The following is a 17,915-nucleotide window of genomic DNA, read 5'->3' as shown; positions in this document are numbered from 1 at the left end:
GGCATGCGTAGTGCGTCTTGCACGCATCTGGCATGAAGGGGCAGTTCTAAGCAAGCAACCGGCGGTAGACCGCCAAGATCGCTTCGGCTTCCTGCTCGATGCGGAAGTTCTGCTCCACGTGGCGCCGCGCGGCACCTCCCTGCTGTTGGCGCAAGGCGGGGTCCGTGGCGTAACGGGTGATGGCGGCAGTCATGGCGAGGGTGTCTTGGGGGTCTACCAAAGTTCCCGTCTGCTCGGTCAGCAATTCCGGGAAGGCGCCGACGGTGGTGGCGATGCAGGGCACGCCGCAGGCCATGGCTTCCAGCGGCGTGAGGCCGAAGCCCTCCCACCTCTGGGGCGCCACGAAGAGGTCCAGCACGCGGTACCAATCGGCCATCTCGTGGACCGGCACCTCGGGCAGGAACAGCAGCCGGTCCGAGAGGCCCGCCGCCGCAACCCTCTCCTTCAGGCCGGCCTCGTAGGCCCCGTGCTCCGATGTGGCGCGGCCCATCACAAGGCCCACAGCCTCGGGATTTGCCTCTAGCACAGGGATCATCGCCTCGACGAAATCGCCCGTGCCCTTCTGCGCCCTGATGCGGCCATAACAGCCGATCAACACGCCGTCAGGCAGTCCGAGCCGCGCACGCAGAGCAGCGCGATCCTCGGGCGGGGTGAAGGTTGCCACGTCGATGCCGTGCAGGATCACGTCGGCGGGCCGCTCGAGGTAGCTCGCGGTCTTCTGCGAGGTGGCGATGACGTGGTCCATCTGCTCGATCAGCCACTTGGTATAGCCGGTGTGCTTGCGCTGCGAGGCGGAGGTAAAGAGCAATTTCAGCCGCTTGCGCAGCACGTGCTTCAGGGCCAGCCCCGCCAGCATCTCGGTATTGCGCCGGGCGTGCCAGACACGGGCCCCGCTCGGGCCGCGCCGCGCCATCGTCAACAGTTGCGAGAGGCGGATCTGCGGCACATGCCCCGGCAGATCAGGCGACACCGCAGCGAGCGCCATGGCGCGCGCCTGCAACGGCACCAGCCGCACAATGGTCGCCGTGACGCCCGAGAGCCGCTTCTTGAAGTTCGGCACCAGCACGTCGAGCGTATCGGGATCGGGGGTCAGGTCCACTTGGCGATCGGCGGCAAGGACATCAGGACGGCATTCGCATCGTGGCCGGTTTCCAGCCCGAACTTCGTGCCCCGGTCGTAGACGAGGTTGTATTCCGCATAGAGGCCCCGATGCACCAGCTGCGCCTCGCGGTCGGCCTCGGAGAACGCCTCGTGACGACGCTTCTCCACCACGCCGAGGAAAGCGGGCAGGAAGGCGCGGCCGACATCCTGAGTGAAGGCGAAATCCGCCTCCCAGTCGCCGGTGTTGTGATCGTCGTAGAAGATGCCGCCGACGCCCCGCGCGCGCTTGCGGTGGGGGATATAGAAATACTCGTCGGCCCATTTCTTGTAGCGCTCGTAAAGGTCCGCGCCATGGGGGTCGCAATGCTCTTTCAACGTCCGGTGGAAGAAGGCAGTGTCCTCGTCATATTCGATCGCGGGGTTGAGGTCCGAGCCGCCGCCGAACCACCACGCGCCGGGCGTCCAGAACATCCGCGTGTTCATGTGAACCGCCGGCACGCGGGGGTTCTGCATATGCGCCACGAGGCTGATCCCCGAGGCCCAGAAGCGCGGATCATCCTCCATCCCCGGCACGCCGCGGGCCGCCATGGCCTTCTGGGCGCGCTCGCCCAACTCGCCGTAGACCTCCGAGACATTGACACCGACCTTCTCGAACACCCGGCCGCCCCGCATCACGCTCATCAAGCCGCCACCGGCGTCCGAGCCGTCCTCGGAGGTGCGCTTGGTCTCGGTGACCTCGAAACGGCCAGCGGGCGCGTCGCCGCCCTGCGTATCTTCCACCTGTTCGAAGGCCGCCACGATCTCGTCGCGCAAGCTGCGGAACCACGTCGCCGCGCGTGTTTTGTGATCGAGCGTCAGGTCGAGCATCTTGGAGGCTTCCTTTTTGCAACACTGGCCGCCTTGTAGCAGAGCCACATTTCCTCCGCCACAAGGAGCCGCCTCTGCCCGGTGCCACATGTGGCACCATCGCGCCGGCAAACGACGAAATCTGTCAATTAAGTCCACTGGTTTGATTTTTCGGATCAGCCCCATGGATTTCACGCGAATTTTGACGTAGATTTCAGATCAATCGCCGCAACAGACGGCAACCAGAGGCAAATAGAGCAATCATGTTCGTACGGAATCTTCACGCCGCCCTTTTGGGGGCTGTCATGGTGTTCTTCACCGTGATCTCGGGTCCGGTAACAGCCGCACCCTACGCCGCGATGGTAATGGACGCTCGCAATGGCGAGGTCTTGCACTCGCGCAACGCCGATACCCGGCTCCACCCCGCATCGCTGACCAAGATGATGACCCTCTACATCGCCTTCGAGGCGCTGCGGTTGGGGGAAATCACGCTTGATACCGAGGTGCGCATCTCGGCCAATGCCGCCAACGAGCCGCCCTCCCGGCTCGGCTTGCGCGCGGGCTCCACGATCCGCCTGCGCTACCTGATCCGCGCCGCCGCGGTGCGCTCGGGCAATGATGCGGCCACTGCGATCGGCGAGGCGATCTCGGGCTCCGAGGCCGCCTTCGCGCGGCGCATGACCCGCACCGCCCGCGCCCTCGGCATGACGCGGACCACCTTCCGCAACGCCCACGGGCTGACCGAGGAAGGGCACCTCTCCACCGCGCGCGACATGTCGATGCTCGGGCGCCGGCTGATCTACGATTATCCCCAGTATTACAACCTGTTCTCCCGCGTGACGGCAGATGCGGGCATCGCCACGGTGCGCAACACCAACCGGGTCGTGCTGACAACCTATCGCGGCGCGGACGGCATCAAGACGGGCTACACCCGGGCCGCCGGCTTCAACCTCGTGGCCTCCGCGCAGCGCGGGGAAGAACGGATCATCGCGACGGTCTTCGGCGGGCGCAGTTCCGCGTGGCGCAATGACCGCGTGATGGAGCTGCTCGACATGGGTTTCGAGCGTGCGCCAAGCTCCGTGGCCCTGCGCACGCCGCCCTTGCCGACCTATGCCAACGATGGCGGACCCTCCGGCACCAGCAGCACGCCGCGCGGTCAACGGGCGCCGCAACGCTCCCTGCGGCCCATGGTGCGCCCCGGTGGCGGTGTCGATGCCACCGTGATCGCCGCCATCTCCGACGCGGTCGGCGCGGCGCTCGACCCGAACATGCTCGCGGAGCCGGAGGGCTCTGCCGAGGTGGCAGCCGCCGTCGATGCGGCGCTGAGCACGCGGTCGGTTCCGATGGAGCGGCCCTCCCCCCGACCGGAACCGCAAGCCGTGGTCGAGCCGGAGCCCGCCCCGATCCCGCCTCCAGAACCGGAGCTGGTGACGCGGGCGTCGTCCACCGGTTCGCGGCTCTACGGCGTGTCGCTCGGGTTGCAGACCTCACAGCACGCGGCGGAGCGCCTGCTCCTGCGCACGGCGCTCGCGGAACTGGGCACCTTCGACACCGCGCTGCGGCAGGTCGTCAACGAGACCCGAGGTTTCGACGCCCGCTTCGCCGGGATGACCGAGGAGCAGGCCAGCAACGCCTGCGCCCGCCTCTCGGCCCGCGACATGGCCTGCGAAACCTTCGGGCCCTAGCGGACAGCGCATCCAATATTTTGAAACGGCGGCCCTTGCGAGCCGCCGTTTTCTGTTCCGCGCCCGCCCCTACTTCGGGCGGTCGTCGTAATCCTCTCTCAGGATCCGGTGCGCGTCGCCTTCCGGGTCGTCGAACTGCCCCCGACGCAGGAGCCACCAGAACGCCACCAGCCCCAACCCGCCAAGCGCGAGGCTGACCGGGATGAGAAGACCAAGCACCTCCATCAGCGCAGCCTCAAGGCGTTGAGCGAGACGGTCAGCGACGACGACGACATCGCCAGCGCCGCGATCAGGGGCGAGCAGAGGCCCGCGACGGCCAGCGGCACGGCGAGCACGTTGTAGACCGAGGCGATGGTGAAGTTCTCCTTGATCCGTCGGCGCGCGGCGACGGCGGTTTCCATGGCGTCGAGGATCGGCGCCAGCGTTTGGCCCGTCAGCACCATGTCCGACGCGGCCCGCGCAGCCTCCAGCGCCGAGGCTGGCGAGATCGAGACGTCCGCCGCCGTCAGCGCCGCCGTGTCGTTCATCCCGTCACCGACCATGAGAACCCGCGCGCCCCCTTCCGAGAGCCCCGCAATGGCCTCGGCCTTGGCCTCGGGCCGAGCCTCCGCCACGACCTCCGCGATCCCCACCCGCGCCGCGAAATGACGGACCGAGGCCTCCATGTCGCCCGACAGCAGGATCACCCGCTTGCCCTGCGCGTGCAGGCCGGCGACCACCTCCGCCGCGCCTTCGCGCAACGTGTCTGCAAAGGCAATCGCCACCCGCGCGTTCTCGCCAACCGCAAGGTAGGTCGCCGTCGTCGGAAGCGCCTTCGCCCCGACCCAACCGGCGCGGCCCAGTCGCACCACCTGCCCCTGCCAGCGTCCCTCGATGCCGGAGCCGGGGTGCTCCACCACGTCGGATACCGCCGCCGGGCGCACGGCCCTGGCGCTCAGGCCCCGCGCAAGGGACGCGGCGAGTGGATGCGCTGATCCCTGCGCGAGCGCCAGTGCCACCGATTGCGCCTCCGCGCTCAATTCCTCCAACCCCAAGGGCTCCGGCGCGCCGTCGGTGAGCGTGCCGGTCTTATCAAAAACCACGGTATCGACCTCGGCCAACCGCTCCAGCGCCGTGCCGCTCTTGATCAGCACGCCCTTGCGGAACAGCCGGGCCGAGGCCGCGGTCGTCACCGCCGGCACCGCCAGCCCGAGCGCGCAGGGGCAGGTGATGATCAGCACCGCCGCCGCGATGTTGAGCGCCACCCGCAGGTCTGCCGTGGCAATGAACCAACCCACCGCCGCGAGCGCCGAGATGATATGCACCCCCGGCGCGTACAGCTTCGCCGCGGCATCGGCGAGCGAGGTGTAGTTGCCCCGCCCCGCTTCGGCCACGGCGACAAGGTCACCGATCCGCGCCAGCTCCGTGTCGCGGCCCGCCGCCTGCACCTCGACCGTGATCGGCCCCGTCAGGTTCGCCTCCCCCGCGTGGACCGCGTCGCCAAGTGCCACCGCAGCGGGGAGCGTTTCGCCCGTCATCACCGATCGGTCCAGCTCGGTCGCGCCATCGCGTATCACCCCGTCGACCGGAATGCGCCCGCCCGGCAACACGCGGACCCTGTCGCCCGCGCGCAGATCGGCCACGCCGACACTCTCGGTCCGCCCCTGCCCCACCATCCGCAACGCGCGCGGCACTTCCAGCGCGGCCAGCTCCTGCGCCGCCGAGCGCGCCGTCGCGCGGGTGCGGTGATCAAGGTAACGCCCCGCCAGCAGGAAGGTGCACAGCGCGATGGCCGCATCGAAATAGGCATGGGCGCCGCCCTGCGTGGTTTCGTAGAGCGAGGTGCCGACGGCCAGCGCGAGTGCCAAGGTGATCGGCACATCCATGTTCAACCGCCCAGCCCGCAGCGCGCCCCAGGCCGAGGTGTAGAACGGCTGGCCGGTGAAGATCACCGCCGGGATCGCGATGGCCGCGCTGATCCAGTGCATCATGTCCCGCGTCACGCCCTCGGCCCCGGACCAGACGGCTACCGACAGCAGCATGACGTTCATCATTGCGAAAACCGCAACCGCCAACCGCATCAGGAGCGCGCGGCCGCGGGCATCGACCTCGGTGGCGGCGAGGATGCCGGCATCCAGCTCATGCGCCTCGAACCCGGCGCGCTCCAGCGCCGTGCAGAGCGTTTCCACCGCCACCTCCGGATCGGCCTCTACCGCGACCCGGCGCAGCGTCAGGTTCACGCGCGCGTCAGAAACGCCCGGCTGCGACAGCAGCGCCCGCTCGACGCCGGAAATGCACCCGGCGCAATGGATGCCGGGCAGCGCGATCATCAGCCGCGCGGCCTCGGCCGTCGCCCCTGCCATGTGCTGCGCCAGCGGTGCCGCGTCACAGGCCGGGCATGCCGAGGCGCGCGGGGGATCGGCAAGGGCCGTCATGGCGCGGTGACCGTGAAGGTGATGTTGTGGCGATACTCGGTGCCGCCCCGCGACAGGCCGACCATGCGCAGGCGCCAGCGGCCCTCGGCCAGTTCGGCGGGCGCGATGAGCGTGCCGTTCGGCCCCCGGCTCAGCGCCAGCAACTGGTCGTCGGTCCGCGTCGTGGGCCGGGTCAGCAGCGCCTCCAACTCCGCCGGATAGACCGGCCGCCCCGCCCCATCAACGAGGGTGAGGATCACCTCCCCCTCCGCCGCCGCGACCGAGGCCTCCCACCCCAGCGCCTCCTGCGCCTCGCGGCGTAGATCGAAGGTCTGGCTGTCGGCGTAGCTCGACGAGACCTCCAGCCCCGGAAAGGTCGAGACCGCCTGGAAAGCCATGAACAGGTTCACCGCGATGATGACGCCGAAGCCGCCGCCGAAGATGCCGAAGATATGCCAGCCGTTGAGCCCGCGCGCCTTGTCTGTCCGTACCGTCATGGGGTGCCTCGTCCGAAGAAGGTTTGTGCCTGATAGGCCCGTTCGTTGGTGCCAAAGGCCTCGACCCAGAACCGCAGGTCCGTGCGTTCCGCCGTGGCCGCCGGATCATCGGGGCGGGCAATGACATAGACACGCTGCAGCATCGTCTCATCCGCCGGCACGTCCACCATCAGGCTCTGCCGCCCTTCCAGATCGATGCGGAGCACCTCCTCCGAGGTCAGCCCGATCCGGAAAACAGCATCTTCCTGCGTCATGTTGCGGATGCGCACGTCATAGGTGTTGCGGATCGAGCCGTCCGAGAGCGTCACGTATTGCGGATTGCGCACGGCGGCGACGGTCAGCCCGATTTCCGAGCGCACGAAAAGCGCGATGACAAGGCCCACGCCGATCAGCGACCAGAGCGCGGTGTAGATCAGCGTGCGCGGCCGCAGGATATGGCGCAGCACCGGCACCTTGGCGTTGCCCGCGCGCTCATTCGCCTCATCGGTCAGGGCGAGGTAGTCGATCAGCCCGCGCGGCTTGCCGATCCGGTCCATGATCTCGTCGCAGGCGTCGATGCAGAGCGCGCAGGTGATGCATTCCATCTGCTGCCCGTCGCGAATGTCGATCCCCATCGGGCAGACGTTCACGCAGGCGTTGCAATCGATGCAGTCACCCATGGCCTGCACCTCGGGCGCGGCATCCGTGGTGGCGCCGGGGGCGGCCCCCGTCACCAACGGCCCGGCGAGGTGCGATTCCGCGATGGCCTTCTCGGCCAGCGCACGGCGGCGCTTGCCTTTGCCGCGCGGCTCTCCCCGCCAGTCGCGGTAGGCGACGGTCAGAGAATGCTCGTCCATCATCGCCGCCTGGATGCGCGGCCAGGGGCAGGCATAGATGCAGATCTGCTCGCGTGCGAAGCCGCCGAAGAGGAAGGTGGTGGCCGTCAGAACGGCGACGGTGGCATAGGCCACGAAGGCGGCCTGCCCGGTCACGAGGTCGCGCAGCAGCGTCGGCGCATCGGCAAAATAGAAGACCCAGGCCCCGCCGGTCGCCACGGCGATCAGCAGCCAAACGGCCCATTTGGCAAGCCGCAGCCGCCACTTGCGCAGGTCCCATGGCGCGTTCCACAGGCGCATCCGAGCGTTGCGGTCGCCCTCGATCCAGCGCTCGACGGTGTAGAACAGGTCGGTCCAGACGGTCTGCGGGCAGGCATAGCCGCACCAGACCCGCCCAAGCGCCGAAGTAAAGAGGAACAGGCCGAGCCCCGCCATGATCAGCAGGCCCGCGACGAAATAGAATTCGTGGGGCCAGATCTCGATCCAGAAAAAGAAGAACCGCCGACCCGCGATGTCCACCAGCACCGCCTGATCCGGCAAGCTCGGGCCCCGGTCCCACCGGATCCAAGGGGTGACGTAGTAGATCCCGAGCGTCACCACCATGATCGCCCATTTCAGGCTTCGGAAAGGGCCTTTGACCTTCTTGGGGAAGATAGGCTCCTGCGCCGCATAAAGCTTTGGCGGAGCATCGGTTGAAGACATGGGGAATCCTGGGAATCGGTTTCTGTTCGCACCTCAGGACTAGGAGGAAGCGCCGCCGCCTTCCTTGATTTGGATCAAGCCGTCCCGACAAATTCCTGTCGCGCACGAAAAGGGGCAGCCCCGGTATCCGGCGGCCGCCCTTTTCGGTCGTGATCTCTTCGTCAGTGTTTAAGCGGAGGGCGTCGGGATCGGGTCATCCTCGTCAACCAGCCCGCGGGTGATCGCCTCGTCACGCGCGATCCAGAACTCGTCGTGATAGGTGTCGATCGGATGGCCCGAATTCGGCTCGGCGTTCGCGTATTGCGCCGTGTTGTTGTAATGCTCGAGCAGTTGCTGATCTTCGAAGCCTGCCATCCAGGTAGAATATTCCTCGTAGATGCCGGGGTTATGCGCGTCCCATTGCTGACGCTCGAACGCGCTGCCGAACCGCGTGTTGATCTCCTGATCAGCCATCTGGCTCGCGACATCGCCCGAGATGTTCTCGGCGCCGCCGGAGACGACAAGCGTCGTGGCAATGGCGAGACCCGCGAGCGCGGCAGTCAGGACGACCCAATCCACGGTTACGGCGCCGTCTTCGGACTGAATGTACTGCGCGGTGGTGGAACGAAGGGACTTCATGACGGGGCTCCATGTTTCGAAGTGTGCTGCAACTTGGTGCAGGGAAAATCCGGTTGCCCTAGGGGAATTGCGAGGTGAAATCGGTACAAATTCAAGGCAAAGGCCTCATATTGCGGCAAGGTTGCCTTAATCCTTTCCGCCCTGCGCTGCGGGTGCCGAGGGGGTGGGAAGCCCTGCCATCGACGGCCCGTCGCGGACGCGCAGTGTCGGAAGGCAATTGCCTGAAGGGCGACAGCCCCACGCGATAGCGCGAACAGGGCGTGGGGCTGTGCCGGGCACGCGCCGATGGAAAGACGCGTACCGTCCGGAGACCGGGGCGGGCGCTATTCGCCGCCGCCCCGGCTGTGAACATAGATCGCCGTGGCGCGGGTCTCGGCCTCGCTCAACCGCCCCGACCAGGGCGGCATCACCCCGAAGCGCGCATGGCGCACGGTTTCCTCGATCGCCTCGGGCGAGCCCCCGTAGAGCCAGATCCGGTCCGTCAGGTTCGGCGCGCCGAGGATGCGGTCGCCGGCTCCGGTATCCCCGTGGCAGGCCGCGCAATTGTCGAGGAAGACCGCCTCCCCCGCCATGGCCAGATCGGCATCGGCCTCCTGCTCCGACACGCTGAGAACGTAGTGCACGACCTCGTCGATCTCCTCGTCGGACAGGATGCCCTCGAAGGCAGTCATCTCGGACCAGCGCGCGTCGGGGTCTTCCTCGTTGCGGATGCCGTGAGCGATGGTGAGGTGGATGTCCTCCACCGTGCCGCCCCAAAGCCAGTCGTCGTCCAGCAGGCTCGGATAGCCCGAGGCCTGCACCCCCGCCGCCCCGCGGCCGTGGCATTGCGAACACCATGTCGCAAAAGTCGCGCCGCCCGACTGGATCGCGAAGTTGTAGAGGTCGGGCGTGCCCTCCTGCGTGACGCTCGTAAGATCGACCTGCGCAAGCTCGGCCCGAAGATCGGCGTTGAGCGCGTCGTAGCGGTCGATCTCGCCTGCCACCTCGGCGCGGGTGGAATACCCCAAGAGTCCCGGCGTCGCGCCAGAGATCATCGGCCAGGCCGGGTAGGCGATGGTGTAGGCCACGCCCCAGAGGATCGTCGCGTAGAGGCACCAGAGCCACCAGCGCGGCAGCGGGTTGTTGAACTCGCGGATGCCGTCCCACTCGTGACCGGTGGTCTCGGGATCATCGGGATGCAGGTTGGAATGATCTTGATCGGTCATTGGCGGGGCTCCCTTGCATGGGCCGCTTGGGCGTCCGCATCAGCGGCGGGCCTGTCGTCGTGACGAAACGGAATATCGGCCGTGTCCCGGTGCACGCCCCGCGATCCCGGCCGCAGGGCGAAAAGGACGAAACCTGCGAAGCTGAGCACGAGGAAAACGGTGCCGATGCTACCGGCGAGCTCTCTCAATACGGTGTAATCTTGCATCTTTTGCCCCTCCCTATCGGCTCTCTTCCGGCGTAAAGGTCGAGAAATCGACCATCGTGCCCAGCACTTGCAGGTAGGCGATCAGCGCATCCATCTCGGTCACGGCCGGGTTGCCGTCGAAGTCGCGCTGCTGCGCGCCGGGATAGCGCTCGGTCACGCCGGTATCGCCGAAGTCCGTCGCCTGCTCCACGAAATCAAAGCGCGCGTTCTCGATCATCGCGTCGGTGTAGGGCACACCGACGATGCGATGGGTTTGCATCAAGTCGGCCACCGCTTCGCCGTCCAGCCGGGTGTCGGCAAGAAAGGCGTAGGAGGGCATGATGCTCTCGGGCACGACCGACTGCGGGCTGATCAGGTGATCGTAATGCCACTCATCCGAATAGCGCCCGCCCACCCGCGCCAGGTCCGGCCCGGTCCGTTTCGAGCCCCAGACGAAGGGGTGGTCGTACTGGCTTTCGGCGGCCAGGGAGTAATGCCCGTAGCGCTCCACCTCGTCGCGCATGGGTCGGATCATCTGGCTGTGGCAGACGGTGCAGCCCTCGCGGATGTAGATCTCGCGCCCTGCCAGCTCCAGCGGCGAGTAGGGGCGCACGCCCTCCACATCCTCGATGGTGTTCTCCAGGTAGAACAGCGGCGCGATCTCCACGACGCCGCCGATGGTCACGACCACGAAGCTCAGCGCCAGAAGCAGCGTCGCGTTGCGCTCGATCTTGCCGTGGTGGCGAATGAACCACGATTGGTGCGGCAGTTCGTTCGGGATCTCCTCCGGGAAGTCGGAAACGGTCGAGACCTTCGGATCCTGCTCGGGCGGGGTGATCTTGTCGTTGGTGGTGGTCATCTCTCCGACCCTCCTTATTCTGCTGGCACGGCGGAGTTGGTGTCGGCCACGGCCTCACCACTGCGCACCGTCATCCACAGGTTCCAAGCCATGATCAGGGCGCCCGACAGGAACATCACCCCGCCCAGACCCCGGACCACATACATCGGGAATTTCGCTTCCACGGTGTCGGCGAAGGAGTTCACGAGGAAGCCCTGCGCATCCACTTCACGCCACATCAGGCCTTCCATGATGCCCGTCACCCACATCGACGCGGCGTAGAGAACGATCCCTACGGTCGCGAGCCAGAAGTGCCACGACACGGCACGGACGGAGTAGAGCGAGGCCTTGTTCCAGAGTTTCGGGAACAGGTAGTAGAGCATCCCGAAGGTGATCAGCCCGTTCCAGCCGAGCGCGCCGGAATGCACGTGGCCGATGGTCCAGTCGGTGTAGTGGGACAGCGAGTTCACCGCCCGGATCGACATCATCGGGCCCTCGAAGGTCGACATGCCGTAGAAGGCCAGCGAGGTCACCATCATCCGCAGAACCGGGTCCGTGCGCAGCTTGTCCCAGGCGCCCTGCAGGGTCATCAGACCGTTGATCATGCCGCCCCACGACGGCATCCAGAGGATCACCGAGAAGACCATGCCGAGCGTCGCCGCCCAATCCGGCAGGGCGGTGTAATGCAGGTGGTGCGGCCCGGCCCAGATGTAGAGGAAGATCAGCGCCCAGAAGTGGATGATCGACAGCTTGTAGCTGTAGATCGGGCGGTCGGCCTGTTTCGGGACGAAGTAATACATCATCCCCAAAAAGCCCGCCGTCAGGAAGAAGCCTACCGCGTTGTGGCCATACCACCACTGGGTCATCGCGCTCTGGACGCCCGACATCACCTGCACCGAGCGCGACCCGAAGATCGAGACCGGCACCGCCATGTTGTTGACGAGGTGCAGCATCGCCACGGTGACGATGAAGGCCAGCAGGAACCAGTTCGCCACGTAGATATGCGGCTCCTTCCGGGTCAGGATCGTGCCCATGTAGACCACGAGGAAGGCGACCCAGACGATGGTGAGCCAGAGGTCGACGTACCATTCAGGCTCGGCATATTCGAGGCTCTGGGTCGCGCCCAGAACGTAGCCGGTGGCCGCCAGTACGATGAAGAGCTGGTAGCCCCAGAAGACGAACCAGCTCAGGTTGCCGCCCCACATCCGCACCGCGCAGGTGCGCTGGCCGATGTAGAAGGTCGCCGCGATCAGGGCGTTACCGCCAAAGGCGAAGATCACCGCGCTGGTGTGCAGCGGGCGCAGGCGGCCGAAGTTCGCATAGGGCTGCGCCCAGTCGAAGTTGAGCGCCGGGAACGCCAGCTGGAAGGCGATGAAAACGCCCACCAGGAAGCCCGCGCAGCCCCAGAAAACCGTGGCAATCGCCGCCGCCTTCACCGGCCCGTCCATGTATTCGTTTTTAGGTGCCGCCGGTTTCTCGTCGCCTGCCGTGCGCAGGAGCCAGAGGAAAAGCCCGCCGGACACCAGCATGATCAGCATCGCGTGGACCTTGTAGGCCAGATCCAGCCCGTAGTTCGCGGCAATCGCCGCCAGGACCGTGATCAGCCCAAGGATCGCAAGCTTCACGTAATCAAGCATCGATCGTCCCCTCAATTGTGCTCCGAGCTGACAGCGGGACCACGTCCGCAGCTGTCACCCAAAGCTGTTCCATCGCGGCCTTATTCGACGATCGCGGGGAGAGTGACCTTGATCTGGGTCAAGAAGGGGAAAGTTTTGAAAGAGCTTGGGCGCGCCAATGCCTCACTTCGGTCAAGAACCTGTAATCATGAGATAAAATTGACCGCTCAAGTCTGCGCACCCCGGCAGGGCCGGCGCCGGACCCGCCTCCGATGGCCGAATTCAGGCCAGAACGCCGCTCTCGGCGTCGTCACCGGTCTCGCCCAGCAACCTGTCGAAATCCGGCACGATGATCTGTCGCTTGCCCTCCAGCAGAATCACCCCGTCCCGCTTCAGGCCCGAGATCTGGCGGCTCACCGTCTCCAGCGTCAGCCCGAGGTACTCCGACATCGCCTCGCGGGTCAGCGGCAATTCGAACCGCATGTTCACCCCCGGCCGCGCCCCCGCGGCACCGGCGTTGCGACGCGCCAAGATGGCAAGAAAGCTCGCAATCTTCTCCCGCGCCGTCTTGCGGCCCAGGATCAGCATCCACTCCCGCGCGGCGTCGAGCTCGTCGAGGGTCATCTCCAGCAGCCGCTGGCTCAGATGCGGCGTGCCCTCCATCATCTCGTGGAACGGCTTGCGGCGGAAGCAGCACAGTGTCACCTCGGTCGTCGCGGTGACATCATAGGCCACCCGGTCCCGGTTCGGCCGACCTATGAAGTCCGAAGCCAGCAGCAGTCCCACAACCTGCCGCCGCCCATCCTCCATCGTCTGGGTCAGCGTCGCCACGCCGGTCACCACGGAGGCCACGAAATCCATCGCGTCGCCCGCCCAGACAATCACCTCACCGGCGGCATAGGTGCGGTAAAACTTCACCGCCTCCAGCTGCTCCAACTCGTCCGCATCGCAGCGCGCGCAGACCGCACGGTGACGGATCGGACAGTCCGAACAATCGCTGTTTACCTTGAACGGATGTGGTCGGTGGTTCATGGGACGCCCCTTTTCCCCGGAACAATCCCTGGCGTTTGATCTGCATCAAGGCGCCTGTCCCAACAGGGGCGTAGAATAACCCCATGCCCCCCCATGCTCAACTGCGGCGTATCAGCGTATACGCCCCGCTAAGCGTGCCACAATCACACCGCTGAAAAAAGCACGCCACGCTCCCCCTTCATCTTGGCCAATACAACTCAATCCCGCCCTCGCCTCCACGCAGCGCGCACGGTGGCACGCCAACAAGGGCCCCGCGTCACCAAGTCCGCACATGAAACCGCGCTGCAGCCAGCCCCGCTTCAGGCAGGCTCGATCTCGCCAAAGGCGGCTTTCATCAACTCGCGTGTGTAGTCCGTGCGTGGGTTGGCGAAGAGGTCTTCGGTCCGACCGGTCTCCACCACGTCGCCCTGCTTCATCACCATCACCTTATGCGCCAGCGCCCGGACGACCTTCAGATCGTGGGAGATGAACAGGTAGGCGAGGTTGTGATCGCGCTGCAGGCGCCGCAGAAGCTCTACGATCTGCACCTGCACGGTCATGTCGAGCGCGCTTGTCGGCTCGTCCAGCACCACGAGCTTCGGCCGCAGGATCATCGCGCGGGCGATGGCGATGCGCTGGCGCTGACCACCCGAGAATTCATGGGGGTAGCGGTGCATCATGGCGGGGTCGAGGCCCACTTCCTCGAGGATCTCTCCGACGCGCCGGACCTGGCCTTTCCGGAGGCCCTGCACCTCCAGACCCTCCGCCACGATCTGCCCCACGGTCATGCGCGGGCTGAGGGAGCCGAAGGGATCCTGGAACACGATCTGGATGTCCTTGCGGATCGGGCGGAGCTGCGCCTTCTCCAGCGTGTCGATGCGCTGGCCCATGAACTCGATCGGCCCTTCCGAGCGGATCAGCCGCATGATCGCGAGCGCCAGCGTGGTCTTGCCCGAGCCGCTTTCACCGACGACGCCGAGGGTCTCGCCCTCGCGCACCGAGATCGTGGCGTCGTTGACCGCTTTCACATGGCCCACGGTGCGGCGCAGCAGGCCGCGCTGGATCGGGAACCAGATCCGCAGCCCGTCGGTGCGCAGCAACTCCTTGGCGCCCTCGGGCACCGGGTCCGGCGTGCCTGTGGCCTCGGCGCCAAGCAGCTTGCGGGTATAGGGGTGACGGGGGTTGGAGAAGATCTCGGCGGTCGGCCCCTGCTCGACGATCTCGCCGCCCTGCATGACGCAGACCCGGTCAGCGATGCGGCGCACGATGGTGAGGTCATGGGTGATGAACAAAAGGCTCATCCCCTCGCGCCGCTTCAGGTCGGCCAGCAACTCCAGGATCTGCGCCTGAATGGTGACGTCGAGCGCGGTCGTCGGCTCATCCGCGATCAGCAGCTCCGGCCCGTTGGCCAGCGCCATGGCGATCATCACACGCTGGCGCTGGCCGCCCGATAGTTGGTGCGGATAGGCGCCAAGGCGGCTTTCGGGGTCGCGGATGCCCACCTTGTTGAGCAACTCGATGATCCGGACCCGCGCCGCCGCGCCGCGCAGGTTCTGGTGCAGCGCGAGGCTCTCGGTGATTTGCCGTTCCAGCGTGTGGAGCGGGTTCAGAGAGGTCATCGGCTCCTGAAAGATGAAGCTGATGTCGTTGCCCCGGACGCGACGCAGCTCGGCCTCGGAGGCGCCGACCATCTGCGCGCCATTGTAGGTGATCGAGCCGGTCGTCGTGGCCGACGGCGGGAGCAGGTCGACGGTGGAAAGCGCGGTCACGGATTTGCCAGAGCCGCTTTCCCCGACCAGCGCCACGGTCTCGCCCTTGTCGACATGGAACGACACCCCGCGCACGGCATGGACCGTGCGGCCATCCTGCGCGAAATCGACGGAGAGGTCGCGGACGTCCAACACGCGGGTCATCGGGTCAGTCCTGCGTCAGAGAGGGTCATTGGAACGTCTTTCTGGGGTCGAAGCCGTCGCGGATGCCCTCGAAGACGAAGACCAGCAGCGAGAGCATGACGGCAAAGGTGAAGAACGCGGTGAACCCGAGCCACGGGGCCTGCAGGTTGTTCTTGGCCTGCAAAGTCATCTCGCCGAGGGACGGCTCGGAGGAGGGCAGGCCGAAGCCAAGGAAATCCAGCGAGGCCAGCGCGCCGATGGTGCCGGTCACGATGAAGGGAAGCATCGTCAGCGTGGCAACCATCGCGTTGGGCAGCACGTGACGGTACATGATCTTGCCGCTGCCGACGCCGAGCGCGCGGGCGGCGCGGACGTACTCGAAATTGCGCGCCCGCAGGAATTCGGCGCGCACGACGCCAACGAGGCCGGTCCAGCTGAAGGCCACCATGAGGCCTACCAGCAGCCAGAAACTCATCGGGAAGATCGTGGCCATGATGATGATGATGTAGAGGCTCGGCGTCGCGCTCCAGATCTCGATTGCGCGCTGCACCAGCAGGTCCAGCAGACCGCCAAAGAAGCCCTGCACCGCGCCGGCAAAGATGCCGATGACCGAGGCGAGGAAGGTCACGATCAGCGCGAAGCTGACCGAGAGACGGAAGCCGTAGATCACCCGCGCCATCACGTCGCGTGAGGTATCGTCGGTGCCCAGAAGGTTGGTGCCCCGGATATCTTCGGGCAGAAGCCCCCACCGCGCGTCCATGACCGGGTTGCCTGCCTCGTCCAGCACCGGCGCGCCATTCTCCACGACGGGCACTTCGTAGCTGCCGATGACATTGGGCGGCGCGGGCGCGACGCCGGGGCGGTCCACGATGGAGGAATAATCATGGGGCACCAGCGGCCAGATGATCGACCCCTGCTGCACCTCGGTGCCATTGAACGATCCGGACGCCTCGACCTCGTCGATCACCGCCTCGGGGTCGTCCCAACACTCTTCCAGCCCGCCCGAGATGATCAGGCATTGCACCTCGATATCGCGGTAGACGGCCTCGGTGCGGAAATCGCCGCCGAAGGCCGTTTCGGGGTAGAAGTTGAAGATCGGGTAGAAGCGCTCGCCCTGATAGGTGACCAGCAGCGGCCGGTCATTGGCGATCAGCGGCGCGAAGAGGCTGAGCCCGTAGAGCAGCAGGAACAACCAGAGCGACCAGAATGCCCGGCGGTTGGCCTTGAAGTTGCGCCAGCGACGGCGGTTGAGCGGCGAGAGCCAGCCTTTGCGGGGATCATCCATCGGCGTGGGATCGCCTCCGGGGTCACGCGGAACGTGGGGCAGGATCGGCTGGTCGGCGGGCAGTGTCATGCGCTCAACCCTCCCGCTTCTCGAAGTCGATCCGGGGATCGATCCAGACGTACATCAGGTCCGAGATGATGCCCACGATCAGGCCGATCAGGCCGAAGACATAGAGCGTGCCGAACATCACCGGGTAATCGCGGCTGACGGCGGCCTCGAATCCCAGACGGCCCAGACCGTCGAGCGAGAAGATCGTCTCGATGATGATCGAGCCGCCGAAGAAGACGCCCACGAAGACGGCCGGGAAACCGGCGATGACGATCAGCATGGCGTTGCGGAAGACGTGACCGTAAAGCACGCGCCGCTCGGGCAGGCCCTTGGCCTTGGCGGTCATCACGTATTGCTTCTTGATCTCGTCAAGGAAGCTGTTCTTCGTCAGCAGCGTCAGGGTCGCGAAGGCCGAGATGGTGGAGGCCAGCACCGGCAGGGTGATGTGCCAGAAGTAGTCGCCGATCTGCTGCAGCAGGGTCATGTCCTCAAATCCGTCCGAGGTCAGGCCGCGCAGGGGGAACCATTGCAGGTAGCGCCCGCCTGCGAAGAGCACCAGCAGCATGATCGCGAAAAGGAAGCCGGGAATGGCGTAGGCCACGATGATGATGCCCGAGGTCACGCTATCGAAGGTGGAGCCATCGCGCACCGCCTTGCGGATGCCGAGCGGGATCGAGACGAGGTAGGCGATCAGCGTCGACCAGAGGCCGAGAGTGATGGAGACCGGCAGCTTTTCCTTCACCAGTTCCAGCACGCCGATGGAGCGGAAGTAGCTGCGCCCGAAATCGAGGCGCAGGTAGTCCCACATCATCATGCCGAATTGCTCCAGCACCGGGATATCTTCGGCGAAGCATTCCTCGGCATCGAGGTCCGGGATCCCGGTGAACCCCTCCTCGCAGACCACACGCGCGAAGCGGAACTCCACCCGCAGGCTCTCGAGAAACTGCGGCGGCAACCCGCGCGCGCCCTGATAGCCGCTGTCGAGGTCACTGTCGCCCATCGCCTCGGAGCCGCCGCCGGAAATGCCGGCGAAGACATCGCCCTCGCCTTCCAGCTGCGCGATGACCTGATCGATCGGGCCGCCGGGTACGAATTGGATGAGCAGGAAGTTGACCATCATCACCCCGAGCAGAGTCGGGATGACGAGCAACAGACGTCTGAGGATATAGGCTCCCATA

At 66.1% G+C, this 17,915-nt stretch carries 16 protein-coding genes; 1 reads left to right on the top strand and 15 read right to left on the bottom strand.

From position 1 onward, the window contains the following. Positions 1–46: 46 nt before the first annotated feature. Positions 47–1,093: a glycosyltransferase family 4 protein gene (locus KYE46_RS03850; RefSeq protein WP_219004997.1), complete on the bottom strand. Its 1,047-nt coding sequence runs from the start codon at positions 1,091–1,093 to the stop codon at positions 47–49. Next, on the bottom strand, positions 1,090–1,968 hold the full coding sequence (gene hemF / locus KYE46_RS03845; protein ID WP_219003583.1) for an oxygen-dependent coproporphyrinogen oxidase: 879 nt from the start codon (positions 1,966–1,968) through the stop codon (positions 1,090–1,092). Before hemF ends, KYE46_RS03850 begins: the two co-directional genes overlap by 4 nt. 242 nt (positions 1,969–2,210) lie before the next feature. Here hemF and KYE46_RS03840 point away from each other — a divergent pair, with 242 nt between their 5' ends. Beyond that, on the top strand, positions 2,211–3,632 hold the full coding sequence (locus KYE46_RS03840) for a D-alanyl-D-alanine carboxypeptidase family protein (RefSeq protein WP_219003582.1): 1,422 nt from the start codon (positions 2,211–2,213) through the stop codon (positions 3,630–3,632). 69 nt (positions 3,633–3,701) lie between these two features. Here the strand turns inward: KYE46_RS03840 and ccoS are convergent, their stop codons facing one another. The 13 genes from ccoS to KYE46_RS03775 all read right to left on the bottom strand — a co-directional run bounded on the left by ccoS (position 3,702) and on the right by KYE46_RS03775 (position 17,914). Then, complete coding sequence (gene ccoS, locus KYE46_RS03835) at positions 3,702–3,857, bottom strand: cbb3-type cytochrome oxidase assembly protein CcoS (RefSeq protein ID WP_219003580.1); 156 nt, start codon at positions 3,855–3,857, stop codon at positions 3,702–3,704. Continuing rightward, a complete protein-coding gene (locus KYE46_RS03830) occupies positions 3,857–6,046 on the bottom strand; it encodes a heavy metal translocating P-type ATPase (RefSeq protein WP_219003579.1) in 2,190 nt (729 codons plus the stop codon). The genes ccoS and KYE46_RS03830 overlap by 1 nt, the downstream gene beginning before the upstream one ends. Next, positions 6,043–6,522, bottom strand: coding sequence for a FixH family protein (locus tag KYE46_RS03825; RefSeq protein WP_219003577.1), 480 nt, complete (start codon positions 6,520–6,522; stop codon positions 6,043–6,045). Before KYE46_RS03825 ends, KYE46_RS03830 begins: the two co-directional genes overlap by 4 nt. Further along, positions 6,519–8,039 (bottom strand): cytochrome c oxidase accessory protein CcoG, encoded by a 1,521-nt coding sequence (gene ccoG / locus KYE46_RS03820; protein ID WP_219003576.1) that lies wholly within the window; start codon positions 8,037–8,039, stop codon positions 6,519–6,521. Before ccoG ends, KYE46_RS03825 begins: the two co-directional genes overlap by 4 nt. Before the next feature lie 168 nt (positions 8,040–8,207). Continuing rightward, on the bottom strand, positions 8,208–8,657 hold the full coding sequence (locus tag KYE46_RS03815; RefSeq protein ID WP_219003574.1) for a hypothetical protein: 450 nt from the start codon (positions 8,655–8,657) through the stop codon (positions 8,208–8,210). Positions 8,658–8,980: 323 nt separating this feature from the next. Next, positions 8,981–9,862, bottom strand: coding sequence for a cytochrome-c oxidase, cbb3-type subunit III (gene ccoP / locus KYE46_RS03810; RefSeq protein WP_219003573.1), 882 nt, complete (start codon positions 9,860–9,862; stop codon positions 8,981–8,983). After that, positions 9,859–10,068, bottom strand: coding sequence for a cbb3-type cytochrome c oxidase subunit 3 (locus tag KYE46_RS03805; protein ID WP_219003572.1), 210 nt, complete (start codon positions 10,066–10,068; stop codon positions 9,859–9,861). The genes ccoP and KYE46_RS03805 overlap by 4 nt, the downstream gene beginning before the upstream one ends. 13 nt (positions 10,069–10,081) lie before the next feature. Then, on the bottom strand, positions 10,082–10,906 hold the full coding sequence (gene ccoO / locus KYE46_RS03800) for a cytochrome-c oxidase, cbb3-type subunit II (RefSeq protein ID WP_247716903.1): 825 nt from the start codon (positions 10,904–10,906) through the stop codon (positions 10,082–10,084). A 14-nt stretch (positions 10,907–10,920) separates the two neighbouring features. Further along, complete coding sequence (gene ccoN / locus KYE46_RS03795) at positions 10,921–12,522, bottom strand: cytochrome-c oxidase, cbb3-type subunit I (protein WP_219003569.1); 1,602 nt, start codon at positions 12,520–12,522, stop codon at positions 10,921–10,923. A 261-nt stretch (positions 12,523–12,783) separates the two neighbouring features. Then, complete coding sequence (gene fnrL, locus KYE46_RS03790; RefSeq protein ID WP_219003566.1) at positions 12,784–13,533, bottom strand: transcriptional regulator FnrL; 750 nt, start codon at positions 13,531–13,533, stop codon at positions 12,784–12,786. Positions 13,534–13,832: 299 nt separating this feature from the next. Next, positions 13,833–15,425: an ABC transporter ATP-binding protein gene (locus tag KYE46_RS03785; RefSeq protein WP_219003564.1), complete on the bottom strand. Its 1,593-nt coding sequence runs from the start codon at positions 15,423–15,425 to the stop codon at positions 13,833–13,835. A gap of 25 nt (positions 15,426–15,450) precedes the next feature. Then, positions 15,451–16,689 carry an ABC transporter permease gene (locus KYE46_RS03780; protein ID WP_247716962.1) on the bottom strand — a complete coding sequence of 413 codons (1,239 nt, stop codon included), beginning with the start codon at positions 16,687–16,689 and terminating at the stop codon, positions 15,451–15,453. Between the two features lie 73 nt (positions 16,690–16,762). Further along, positions 16,763–17,914, bottom strand: a complete 1,152-nt coding sequence (locus tag KYE46_RS03775) for a microcin C ABC transporter permease YejB (RefSeq protein WP_219003560.1) — start codon at positions 17,912–17,914, stop codon at positions 16,763–16,765. Position 17,915: the final 1 nt, after the last annotated feature.

Source organism: Gymnodinialimonas ceratoperidinii, from assembly GCF_019297855.1.
Classification (GTDB): domain Bacteria; phylum Pseudomonadota; class Alphaproteobacteria; order Rhodobacterales; family Rhodobacteraceae; genus Gymnodinialimonas; species Gymnodinialimonas ceratoperidinii.
The sequence above is the reverse complement of the archived record's forward strand: the minus strand, read 5'-3'. Positions and strand labels throughout refer to the sequence as shown.